A 12,573-nucleotide genomic window follows, 5' to 3' on the forward strand; every position below is an offset into this window, starting at 1 on the left:
AGTCCCGTTGCAAGAACGAAGCCCAGCGGCTTGAGCGATAATAGGAGCTTAAACGAATTGAAAGAAACATAAACAAAACACTTCGTACGAGAAAGCCATCACAAAGAACGAAGCCCAGCGGCTTGACCAATTCAAGTTTGCTTTTCTTTTTTTTTGATAAAAAAAGAAACAAAAAAATCAAGACTGCACAGCAAAGGCTAAATATTAGGTAGACATGCTAAATGAAATAAGTCACAACAGGAGAATATAAGGCAGGCATTAGTAGGACTTACAAACTGAGAATACTGCCAAACATTCTTAACGCCTGTACACCTAATTTTCTTCATGCCTTTTCTATTAGGTCGTAGCAAAAAAAGGAGACAGTAAAGCTGAACAGATATTGTTCGCTAACTAACAACAGTTCTTGCAAAAGGGACATCAGCGGGTTTGGTGTCAAGCGAAGCGAAGGCATTTTGAAACATGCGTAGCAGTTTCAAAAAAAAGCCGGTGGAGTCGCGCAAGAACGAAGTCCCGCGGCTCGAGCGATAAATGGAGCTGAAGAGGCAACTAAAAAAATGAATCAAGATAAATTTTCAAAAAATGAAAAGTTCATTCAAAAACCTTCTAAGTATACTTCTTCTCTTTTCATCAACAGCTCACGCCCAATCCAACACAGATAATTTATTAAGAACTTTTGTTACTCCGCCCAACAGCGCCAGGCCGCGTGTGTGGTGGCATTGGATGAATGGCAACATCACTAAAACCGGTATTAGAAAAGATCTTCAATGGATGCATCGTGCAGGCATTGGCGGCTTTCAAAACTTTGATGCTGCATTTGCAACTCCTCAAATCGTAGAGAAGCGCCTCGTATATATGACACCTGATTGGAAAGAAGCCTTTCAGCTGGCAACAAAGCTTGCAGATTCGCTTCATCTTGAAATGGCTATCGCAGGTTCACCCGGATGGAGTGAAAGCGGGGGACCTTGGGTACAGCCCGAAAGTGGGATGAAAAAAATCGTATGGAGCGAAACGAGATTGAAAGGCGGTGCGTCGAATATTACGGTACCAGCGCCTCCGGCGGTAACAGGACCGTTTCAAAGTATACCAAAACAGGCAGGACTTAGTTTAACAACCGAACAAAAAGAACCTCCAGCCTTTTATAGAGACATCCTCGTGCTTGCTTATAAAGTACCGGAAACAGATGTGCCACTGACTGATTTAAAACCTGTAGTTACCTCAAGCGGGGGAAGTTTTTCATTAGGTCAATTAGTGGACGGTGATCTTTCCAAGACCTCTCTTTTACCAATTGATTCAATTAAAGGCTACGCATGGATACAGTTTGCATTTGCTCAACCGCAAACAATCAAAGCGATCACAATGGTTGGCGGCGGAGACAAAGGTCCTTTTGGACTTAACGGAGAATTGAAAGACAACCGAAGTCTTGAAGTAAGTGATGATGGACAAAATTTTACGCGGGTAAGTTATATTCCTGCCAGCAATGTTCTGCAGCAAACCATTTCAATACCTGCTACTACAGCCCGGTATTTCAGGGTAACCGTTAAAAACCCTGCTGCTGGAGGCTTTGGTGCAGCGTTTGGAGGAGCGAGGCCGAAACCTCCTATGGGAACAGAGATCGCTGAGCTTGTTTTACATACTTGTTCTCGAATCAACATGTTTGAGGAAAAGGCCGCCTTCGCACCAGCCACCGGGCTGTATACAAAAGCAACAACAGGAACTACCGAACATATAGAAACCAAAGACATCGTTGATGTAACGTCTAAGTTAAATGCAGATGGTACACTAAACTGGACTGTGCCTCCCGGCAGCTGGAAGGTTGTTCGTTTTGGTTATTCTCTTACAGGCATCACCAACCACCCGGCCTCCCCTGAAGCAACTGGCCTGGAGGTGGATAAACTAGATCCTGCTGCAGTTAAAAATTACTTTGAGAATTATTTAAACCAGTATAAAGAAGCGACCGGAGGATTGATGGGAAATAAAGGCGGATTGCAGTTTATGGTAACCGATAGTTGGGAAGCAGGGGCGCAAAACTGGACTCCAAACATGTTGCAGGAGTTTCAAAAGAGGCGCGGCTATAGCATGGTGCAATGGATGCCGGCATTAACTGGCCAGGTTGTGCAAAGTGCAGAAGCAAGTGAACGATTTCTTTGGGATTTTAGAAAGACTTTGAGTGACCTGGTGGCCGAATACCATTACGATCAGTTGACGACCTTATTGCAACAATATGGCATGAAACGCTATTCCGAGTCGCACGAAGACCGGAGGGCAATTATTGCTGATGGTATGGAAGTGAAACGTACAGCTACGATTCCTATGTCGGCTATGTGGACACCGGGACCGGGTAACCGGGCAGACCAAACAAGGTTCGTAGCAGATATTCGCGAGTCAGCATCTGTCGCACATATTTATGGTCAAAACCTGGTAGCAGCTGAGTCACTAACTGCTATTGGAGTTGGTGGTTTTGCATGGTCTTATTCGCCTGAAAATTTAAAACCCACTGCTGATCTCGAACTGGCAAGTGGAGTAAACCGTTTTGTAATACACACTTCTGTTCACCAACCAGTAGACAATAAAATACCGGGACTTGGACTAGGACCATTCGGGCAATGGTTCAACCGGCATGAAACATGGGCAGAGCAGGCAAAAGCATGGACCGATTATCTTTCGCGCAGCAGCTACCTGTTGCAACAGGGTAGGTTCGTAGCCGATGCACTTTATTATTACGGAGAAGACAACAACATCACATCATTGTATGGTAACGGCTTGCCCAATATTCCATATGGTTACAACTATGACTTTGTAAATGCAGATGCATTGGTAAATCTCTTGTCTGTAAAAGACGGAAAGATCGTTACACCATCTGGTATGAGCTATAGGGTGCTTATGTTAGATAGCAACGCAACAAAAATGTCATTACCTGTTTTACGTAAATTAAGAACGCTGGTAAAAGCAGGAGCAACTGTTACCGGTATTACACCTGTCGGTACTCCCAGCCTTGCTGATGACTCGAAAGAGTTTGAACGAATTAAAGACGAAATTTGGAATTCAGGCAATAACAGAGTTTCCTCTAATAAGGCGCTAAGTGAAGTTTTGAAAGGGCTTAATATTACGCCTGATTTTGCTTATTCTAAACGAGATGAAAGCACGAAGCTTTTGTTTGTGCACAGGAAATTATCTGACAGGGATTTGTATTGGGTGAACAATCGTAATCATAGGAAAGAAGATGTACAGGCAACTTTTCGAATAACGGGAAAAGTGCCCGAAATCTGGCATCCTGAAACAGGGAGGACCGAGCCGGCATCTTATGAAATAGCAAATGGCGTTACGAAAGTAGATATGCATCTGCAACCTGATGATGCAGTGTTTGTTATTTTTAAAATGCCTGCAACGAAAACAGCTGTAAAAGTTCCGGCACCTTCTGAAAAAGTGTTGGTAGCTGTTGATGGTGAGTGGGATGTAAGTTTCCAGCCTAATCGTGGTGCTCCCGCTAAGAGCGTTTTTAACCAATTAAATTCATGGACTGAAAACACAGATCCTGGGATTAAATATTTTTCCGGTACAGCAACTTATACAAAAACGATTAATGCGCCTGCCGCATGGTTCGGCAATAAAAAACTAGAAACATCGATTGATCTAACAGATGTAAAGAACATTGCGGAGGTTATGGTTAATGGAAAATCAGCAGGAATTGTTTGGAAACAACCCTACCGTGTAAAGATCACCAATGCACTGAAAGTTGGGGCAAATAAACTGGAAATAAAGGTTACGAACCTTTGGCCCAATCGGCTAATTGGAGATCAACAACCGGGTGTTACAAATAAGATTACTTATACTACCATGCCTTTTTATCAAGCGGGTTCACCGCTGTTGCCTTCAGGCTTACTAGGACCGGTAAAGATTATATCAGTCAATAAGAATTGAATAATTTGATACATTACAGACTTAATAAAATTCCCTTCAAAAACAATTAAAGTAAAATGAAAAACGCCCGCTTACTTCTTTGTATTCTTTTTATAGCTCACAGCTTTTCATCCTTTGCTGCGACGGTGGATTCTATTGATATCGCCAGCGCTGCAATGGGTAAAACTTATAAAGCAGCGGTTGTACTTCCTGCTTCGTATGCTAAAAATAAAACTGCTTATCCTGTCTTGTATCTACTGCATGGTGGCGGCGGTCACTTTAGAGATTGGCTTACTTCGACTCCCGATAAGATGCTGGTTAAGAACCTTGCCGATCAGTACAACCTTATCATTGTAATGCCGGAAGGCGAAACATTTGGCTGGTATTTAAACAGTCCGCTGGATAAAACAAACCAGTTCGAAACGTACATTTCTGAAGAAGTGATTTCTAAGATAGACAATACCTATAGAACTATAAAGGATCGAAAAGGAAGAGTTATTACTGGCTTATCAATGGGCGGACATGGCGCTTTATATTTATCTACCCGTCATCCAAATTTGTTTGTAGCTGCAGGCAGTATGAGTGGAGCACTGGATTTGAAAACAGCAAATTGGAAAGTTCCCGCAGAATTTATTACAAGGGTAAATACAGGATTCGAAAAACTATTAGGGCGTGATACCTTAACCACGCGCTACTATGATAACTCTGTTGTAAACATGGCTGATAAAATGAAGGCGAATAATCTACCGTTGATCATAGACATTGGTGTCGATGACTTTTTAATTGAACCCAACCGCGAGCTTCACCGCCGCCTCGTCTACAACCACACACCTCACGACTACACAGAAAGACCAGGTGGCCATACCTGGGATTATTGGGAGAACTCATTGCCTTATCATGCAGCCTTCTTTCATAAAATCTTAAAGGCAAATGGTGTTGTAGTGCAATAAAAATTTGGGCTGAATCAGCTAAATAGTGTATAAAAAGTTCAAGGGAGTGACACAACCATGTCAGGTGAAGTTGTGTGGCTCACACCCATATTTTTACTCCTTTAATTGGGTTTCAGTCTTGCGTTAGCTATTTTTTCAGCATCCTTTTTAATTTCTGTAACCTATACCACTTATCTAAAAATAGCGCCGTTCATCCTATAACATACTACTATATAATACCTAGTACTCATCTTTGTCCTGTAATCCACAATGGCAAGTACTAATAAAAATAAAAACAGTAGTATGAATACAATAATACCAATCCTGATATTCGTCCTTACAAGTCTCTCGTTAACAGGTTTTGCCCAGCAGGTTAAGGGTAAAATAAGCGGTTCAGTAATCGACGGAAATACAAAAACAATTGAGTCGGCTAACATTACTTTGCTAAGAGCAAAAGACTCGTCGCTTGTAAAGATTAGCGCTTCTGACAAAACCGGAAACTATAGTTTCGACAATATTAATGAAGGAAAATACCTTGTGTCAATTTCTGCTGTTGCACATCAACTTGCTTTTTCAAAAGTGGTTGAACTTAATGCAAATAACCTGTTGATCACTTTATCTGCTATCAGGCTCGTTCCAAAATCTAAAACGTTGAGCGAAGTTACCGTATCAGTTAAAAGACCGTTGATCGAACAAAGGCCGGGAATGACTGTACTAAATGTAGATGCTTCCCCTACAAACGCCGGACAAAACGCTCTTGAGTTGCTTGAAAAATCACCCGGAGTGTCCATCGATAACGACGGTAATATCAGCTTAAAAGGTAAGCAAGGTGTAATGGTATTGATTGATGGTAAGCCTACTTACATGAGTCCAACTGACCTTGCTGCCTTCCTAAAAAATATGCAGAGCAGTAACCTCGACCAGATAGAGATCATTACGAATCCTCCTGCTAAATATGATGCTGCCGGCAACTCCGGGATCATTAATATCAAAACAAAAAAAGGCACCATAAAAGGCATGAACGGTAGCGCCAATGCGGGCTACACCCAGGGATATTATGGACGGTTCAACGCGGGTACCAATCTTAACTACCGTAACAACAAGTTGAACTTATTTGGTGGCTTAAACGCCGGAACGTACCACGGCTATAACAGGCTTAGTATTATTCGCAAGTTTTACGGCAACGATCATAAAACGCTTGCCGGCATGGGCGACCAGGTTTCTTTGACAAATTTTAAAGGCAACTATGAAAGCTTCAAAGCAGGCCTTGATTACTATTTTTCTAAGAAAGATGTGGCTGGATTTGTAATAAACGGCAACTTCGGAATAAACAAGCAAGACCCCGGAAGCAATTCAAATGTGAGTGATGAAAGAGGATCGATCCTGTACAGGCTTAGATCAGAAGCTTTTAACAAATCGAACTCTCAAAACCTTTCGGCAAACGCCAACTATAAGCACACATTCGACTCAACTGGCCGCGAAATAACTGTAGATGCCGACTATGCTTACTACGACAACATGAGCAACAATAACCTGAACACGCAAAGTTATAATGCTGAGAATGTTAAGAACGGAGAAACAGTTAGCCTGGCAGGTACTATTCCTTCAATCATTAGAATTTATAGTGCTAAGGCCGATTATATTCATCCTTTTAAAAGCGGTATCAGGCTCGAAAGCGGGGTTAAAACAAGTTTTGTAAATACCGACAACCAGGTCGAATATCTTAGAAACAGCGGTTACGGATGGAGCATGGACAACAGGAGCAACCACTTTATTTACAAAGAAAATATTAATGCTGCTTATGCAATTCTGTCTAAAAAACTTAAAAAGTGGGACGTGACTGCAGGATTGAGAGTAGAGAACACGGTTTCGAAAGGCCGCCAGATTAAGAATGACTCAACCTTCAACCGTAGTTATACCAACTTGTTTCCAAACGTTGGAGTTGGATACGCTGCCGGCAAAAAGAATCAGATCAACATGAGCTATAGCCGTAGAATTGCACGTCCTGATTATGATGCCCTTAATCCTTTCGTTTACTTTATCGACTCGCTTACTTATTCCCAGGGTAATCCATACCTACAGCCACAGTTCACAAACAACTTCGAGTTAAGTCATACCTACAACAGGTTCCTGACTACCACTGTTAACTATACACAAACCGACGACATCATCACCCAGTTACTAAAGCAGGATACAGAGAAGAAAACTACTTACCAGACAAGGGAAAACTTTAGCAGCATGAAACAGTGGGGTGTAGCGGTAATGGCTAATATACCTGTAAGAAAATGGTGGAACACAAACTTGTATGCCAACGTCTTTAATAACCACTATTCAGGTATTTACCAAAACGATCCGATAAACATTAGTACTACTAGTTTAATGACAAATATTACTAATAGTTTCACACTCGGTAAGGGTTGGAATGCCGAAGTAAGTGGTTGGTATCGCAGTAAAGGTGTAGATGGTTTACTGGTTGCAAACCCAATGGGTGCCGTCAATTCTGCCATTACAAAACAAATGTTTAAGAAAAAAGGCAGCTTGAAATTTGGTGTCAGGGATATCTTCAGCACACAACAGTTTAGTGGTTATGCAAAGTATAGCGATGTGGATGTTATTGTAAAATCAAGAAGAGACAGCCGCCAGTACAGCCTTACCTTCACTTATCGTTTTGGTAAAACAAACATACCATCAGAGCGTAGAAAAACAGGTGGCGCTAATGATGAACAGAATAGGGTAAAAAGCGGCGGACAGTAAGCAGGCAGGGTTTAGCAATCGTTTATATACAAGTACAAATAATAGAGTTCCTCTTGCAGGAACTTTATTATTTGTATGATACTATTAATCTTTTAAAGCCTTAAATCTCAGTTCTCTCTTAAAATATTGTACGGAGCTTTTGGAGCGGGCTTCATCACTTCTTTCAGCATCGTTGTGTCACTCACTTATACTTTTAATAGTCTACTCGGCCCCACGACTAATGCCCCTGCTAACAAATTTGGAAATAACTGCCTTTGTATTCTGTCGTCATTGTGCGGCTGATTTTACTCAAATTATAGGCGTTTCTTTTTAGCTGGTAAATAACCGAATATTTAGGTAGAGGTTGCACGAATCACAACGTACTAGAAACGAATGATGTACAATTAATAACCACAACGGGTAATGTTTGGAGTATCGTTTGCAAACATAGGTAGATTTTATATATACGACGAGATGCTCAAAGTGCCATTCCTTTTTTTTGCCCTGTTTACCACAATCTATGTTATTGCGCAAGACACAACCGCAGCTAAGCTAAAAGTCTTTATTGACTGCCGGGTGGGCTGTGATATCCGCTTTTTTAAAACTGAGATCAACATCCTTGATTTTGTAAACGATAGAGATGCTGCTGATGTGCATGTTCTTATAAACGCTCAGCGACTTGGAAGTGGCGGTAACCAGTACCAGCTAAACTTTTATGGTCAAAACAATTATAAGAATTATATCGATACACTTTATTTTGCCACAAAGCCAAATGCCTCATCGGCAATAGTGCGCGAGCAGCTCGTCCGTTACCTAATGTTTGGGTTTACACCCCTGGTAGCCAAAACCGCCTATGGGAACGACATAAAGATCACTATGAAAGGTAAAAAAAGTGCAAATGAAAATGCAGAAGATACAAAAGACAAATGGAATTACTGGGTATACAATGTAGGTGTTAACGGCCAGTTGAGTGCTGACCAGGTGTATAGGACCAGGATCTTTAGTTCAAACATTTCAGCCAACAGGGTTACTGATAAATTAAAGGTTCATTTTGACGGGCATGGTGCGATCTATAATACAAGATATAGTTATCCGAGCGGTGATACTACAACCACCTACCTTGTTAAAAATAGTGATTATGGTTTCAATGTACATGTCATAAAGTCGCTTACAGCACACTGGAGTGTTGGTTCCCGGGCTAGTTTCTCAAATAATACTTTTAGCAATATTCGACGCAAGCTCTACTTCAAGCCTTCCATAGAATACAACATCTATAATTTCAAAGATGTAAACAACCGATACCTGGTCATTCGTTACGGTGTCGATATAAATAATTACAATTTTTACGACACCACACTCTATAATAAAATCAGGGAAACACTCGTAGGTCATCAGCTCTCTTTAACACTCTCGCTGAATAAAAAATGGGGTTCAATTAATACCGGGATGCATTACCGCAATTTTTTAAAGGACCGAAAGCTTAATAGTATGGGCATCAGTTCAAATGTAGATGTGAGAGTGACCGGCGCTCTTTCGTTTTATATAAACATAAACGGTAGTATCGTACATGACCAGGTAAACCTGGTAAAAGGAGGTGGAACAGAGCAGGAGATTCTAACCAGGAAGCGGCAGATCGCATCTAACTTTAATTATTATACTTCGTTCGGTGTAAACTTCCGCTTCGGAAGCATTTTGAACAATTTCGTCAACCCCCGTTTCGATGGCTACGGCGGTTTTTAAGAGATTTAAATCTGGCACTCCCGGAAGATATAATGCTAAACCACTTTTGCTTTCTTCTTTTGTAAGGTTCCGATTCTTTTTGGTACCAGCTTAATCACTTCTTTCAACATCGTTGTGTCACTCACTTGTACAGAAAATCAATTTTGAGCTTCAAAGGCAAGTGTATTTATATTTGAACCATGGAATTTGAAATGAAGCATATTGATCCGGCGACCTTACAAAAACAGGTAACTGTACATGCGCCGGGAACAGTAGCAAATTTGGTTTGTGGATTTGATGTATTGGGCATGTGCCTCAATGCTCCTTACGATATTATGGAAGTAAGGCTGTTGGATGAAAAAAAGATTACGATTATAAGCAAAGACGGATACCAGCTTCCAACAGATCCAGCACAAAATACAGCCGGCGCACCCCTGATAGAAATGCTCGAAGAGATAGATGCAATTATCGGTTTTGAAATAACGATCGAAAAATTAATCAAACCTGGAAGCGGAATAGGTTCAAGTGCGGCGAGCGCTGCAGGAGCTGTGGTCGCGGCTAATCATCTCTTAGGAAATATTTTTACAAATGAAGACTTGGTTCGGTTTGCTATGTTCGGCGAAAAAGTAGCAACCGGTGTAAAGCATGCTGATAACATTGCCCCATGTATTTATGGCGGAGTTACGTTGATCCGATCAATATTTCCTTTAGATATTATTGCCCTGCCTGCCCCTGATTTTTTCGTTACGGTCGTTCATCCTCAAATTGAAGTACGAACCTCTGATGCAAGACAGATCTTAAGAAAAGAAGTCTTACTCAAAGACGCGATCAAGCAGTGGGGAAACATTGCCGGCTTAGTTGCAGGCTTATTAAAAAAAGACGCAGCATTGGTTGGCCGGTCTCTCGAAGATGTAATCATAGAACCGGTAAGAAGCATTCTTATCCCCGGCTTTGATGAAGTAAAAAAAGGATGCAAAGAAGCAGGCGCATTGGGTGGCGGCATCTCAGGTTCCGGCCCTTCAATCTTTATGCTCAGCACAAACGAAGCAACAGCCAAAGAAGTAGAAACGGTAATGAAAAATGTCTATGAAAAAATTGGGATCAGCTACCATACGTACGTGACTACGATTAATGCAGCAGGAGTACAAGTAATAGCTGCAAGCTGTTAGCCTCAAGCTGCAAGCCTTAGAAGAACTTTAAAACAAACGCGAAAGCTAGTAGCTAACAGCTAAGAGCTAGCAGCTTTTCTAAAAACAAAACACGGAAGCTTGTTAGTAGCTAGAAGCTTCTAAAAACACGGAAGCTTGCTGCTTGTAGCTAGCGGCTTACGGCTCAAAAAAACCATGCTTTACTACAGTACCAATCAACAATCGCCAAAAGTTAGTTTTAAAGAAGCTACTATAAAAGGCCAGGCCCCCGATAAGGGTTTGTATTTTCCTGAGCGAATTCGTGAACTGCCTAAAGACTTTATAAAGAACATTGACCATTATTCTAAGGAGGAGATTGCTTTCCGCGCGATTCAACCTTTTGTTGGTGATACCATTCCAACTGAAGTTTTGCAAAGCATCGTTGCAGAAACCATCAACTTCAATTTTCCTTTGGTTAAGATAACAGACAGCATTTTCTCTCTTGAATTATTTCATGGGCCTACCCTTGCTTTCAAAGATGTAGGTGCGAGGTTTATGAGTCGTTGTTTAGGCTATTTTGTAAAAGACATCAAAAAACCTGTAACTGTACTGGTTGCAACTTCAGGAGATACTGGCGGGGCAGTAGCAAGCGGGTTTTATGAAATCGAAGGGGTAGATGTTGTTATTCTATATCCGTCAGGCAAAGTAAGTAGCGTTCAAGAATTGCAATTGACAACATTGGGCAAAAACATTACTGCAATAGAAATCGATGGCAATTTTGATGACTGCCAGCAACTGGTTAAGCAGGCATTTGCTGATGAACAATTGAACCAGGAGCTATTTCTTACTTCGGCAAACTCAATCAACGTAGCGCGCTGGTTGCCTCAGCAATTCTATTATTTCTTTGCCTATCAACAATGGACTGATAAAGGCCGGCCGCCTGTTGTTTGTGTACCTAGCGGCAACTTTGGAAATATTTGCGCAGGCATGGTTGCTCATCTTACGGGCTTGCCTGTTAAGCATTTTGTTGCTGCTGTTAACGCTAACGATTCTGTCTACAAATACCTTGAAACAGGAAGCTATCAAAGTCAGCAGGCAGTAGCTACCATATCAAATGCAATGGATGTGGGCAACCCGAGTAATTTTATAAGAATTCTGGAGTTATTCAAGCACGAGTATCCGCAAGTGAAAAACGTGGTTAGCAGCTTTAGCATTACTGATGAAGAAACGAGAACAACCCTTAAGAACATTTACAGCAAGTATGATTATTTACTCGATCCACACGGCGCAGTGGCTTTTGCCGGATTAGAAAAATACCTCCAAAAACATTTAAACGACAAAGGGATGATTCTTGAAACCGCGCACCCGGTAAAGTTTTATGATGTGGTAGAACCTATAACCGGGCAAAAAGTTGAAACGCCTGAAACCATTAAAGGCATATTGAATAAGAAAAAGGAAAGCGTGAAATTATCCCCGGATTATCATTCTTTTAAACAGTTTCTTTTGTTATAATTATCAAACTAAGAAAAGTATATGATTGATGTAAAGCAGGCCTACAATGTATGGGCTGAACAATACGATACCAACAACAATAAAACAAGGGACCTTGAAGCAAGGGTTTTAAGAAGTACTCTATCCAACATCGACTTTAAAAGCTGTCTTGAGATCGGTTGTGGTACAGGTAAGAATACGGAGTGGCTGGTTGAAAAGGCAGAGAAAGTTTTGGCGGTAGATCTTTCAGATGAAATGCTTGCAAAGGCTAAAGCAAAGATTACCTCAGATAAAGTCGAATTCAAACAAGTGAACATCTTGTCTGAATGGACTTTTAGAACAAAATTATATGACCTGGTAACTTTTAGTCTTGTTCTTGAACACATCGAAAACCTGGATCCCATTTTTCAAGAAGTATCTAATGCATTAGTTCAAGGTGGACATGTTTATATTGGAGAGCTTCATCCTTTTAAACAATACGCGGGAAGTAAAGCAAGATTTGATACAGAAGATGGAACCCAAGTGGTAGAATGTTTCAATCACCACATTTCTGATTTTGCCAATGCTGCAAAAAGACACGGACTAATACTGGAGAATATTGATGAATATTTCGATAATGACAATCGAGAAGAGCTTCCAAGGATTTTAATGCTCCTTTTTAAAAAAGCTTAATACTT

At 41.0% G+C, this 12,573-nt stretch carries 7 protein-coding genes; all 7 read left to right on the top strand.

The window, feature by feature from the left end:
• Window positions 1–579: 579 nt before the first annotated feature.
• The 7 genes from SAE01_RS20850 (at window position 580) to SAE01_RS20880 (ending at window position 12,568) form a co-directional block, all read left to right on the top strand.
• Window positions 580–3,918 carry a glycosyl hydrolase gene (locus SAE01_RS20850; RefSeq protein WP_147205749.1) on the top strand — a complete coding sequence of 1,113 codons (3,339 nt, stop codon included), beginning with the start codon at window positions 580–582 and terminating at the stop codon, window positions 3,916–3,918.
• Between the two features lie 56 nt (window positions 3,919–3,974).
• The gene (locus SAE01_RS20855) at window positions 3,975–4,847 is read left to right on the top strand and encodes an alpha/beta hydrolase (RefSeq protein ID WP_147205750.1); all 873 of its coding nucleotides are present in this window, start codon (window positions 3,975–3,977) and stop codon (window positions 4,845–4,847) included.
• 282 nt (window positions 4,848–5,129) lie between these two features.
• Entirely contained in the window at window positions 5,130–7,580 is a 2,451-nt protein-coding gene (locus SAE01_RS20860; RefSeq protein ID WP_147205751.1) for an outer membrane beta-barrel family protein, read from the top strand.
• 402 nt (window positions 7,581–7,982) lie between these two features.
• Window positions 7,983–9,299 (top strand): hypothetical protein, encoded by a 1,317-nt coding sequence (locus SAE01_RS20865; RefSeq protein ID WP_147205752.1) that lies wholly within the window; start codon window positions 7,983–7,985, stop codon window positions 9,297–9,299.
• Between the two features lie 179 nt (window positions 9,300–9,478).
• Window positions 9,479–10,447: a homoserine kinase gene (locus SAE01_RS20870; RefSeq protein ID WP_147205753.1), complete on the top strand. Its 969-nt coding sequence runs from the start codon at window positions 9,479–9,481 to the stop codon at window positions 10,445–10,447.
• Between the two features lie 174 nt (window positions 10,448–10,621).
• Entirely contained in the window at window positions 10,622–11,917 is a 1,296-nt protein-coding gene (thrC, locus tag SAE01_RS20875; RefSeq protein WP_147205754.1) for a threonine synthase, read from the top strand.
• Window positions 11,918–11,938: 21 nt separating this feature from the next.
• On the top strand, window positions 11,939–12,568 hold the full coding sequence (locus SAE01_RS20880) for a class I SAM-dependent DNA methyltransferase (protein WP_246113294.1): 630 nt from the start codon (window positions 11,939–11,941) through the stop codon (window positions 12,566–12,568).
• Window positions 12,569–12,573: the final 5 nt, after the last annotated feature.

Origin of the sequence: Segetibacter aerophilus (assembly GCF_007991655.1) — a bacterium.
Taxonomy (GTDB): Bacteria; Bacteroidota; Bacteroidia; order Chitinophagales; family Chitinophagaceae; genus Segetibacter; species Segetibacter aerophilus.

What these genes read in the sequence shown, in the direction of transcription:
- thrC (WP_147205754.1), top strand. Translation starts at nt 10,622, where the DNA reads ATGCTTTACTACAGTACCAATCAACAATCGCCAAAAGTTAGTTTTAAA.
- SAE01_RS20850 (WP_147205749.1), top strand. Translation starts at nt 580, where the DNA reads ATGAAAAGTTCATTCAAAAACCTTCTAAGTATACTTCTTCTCTTTTCA.
- SAE01_RS20870 (WP_147205753.1), top strand. Translation starts at nt 9,479, where the DNA reads ATGGAATTTGAAATGAAGCATATTGATCCGGCGACCTTACAAAAACAG.
- SAE01_RS20865 (WP_147205752.1), top strand. Translation starts at nt 7,983, where the DNA reads ATGTTTGGAGTATCGTTTGCAAACATAGGTAGATTTTATATATACGAC.
- SAE01_RS20855 (WP_147205750.1), top strand. Translation starts at nt 3,975, where the DNA reads ATGAAAAACGCCCGCTTACTTCTTTGTATTCTTTTTATAGCTCACAGC.
- SAE01_RS20880 (WP_246113294.1), top strand. Translation starts at nt 11,939, where the DNA reads ATGATTGATGTAAAGCAGGCCTACAATGTATGGGCTGAACAATACGAT.
- SAE01_RS20860 (WP_147205751.1), top strand. Translation starts at nt 5,130, where the DNA reads ATGAATACAATAATACCAATCCTGATATTCGTCCTTACAAGTCTCTCG.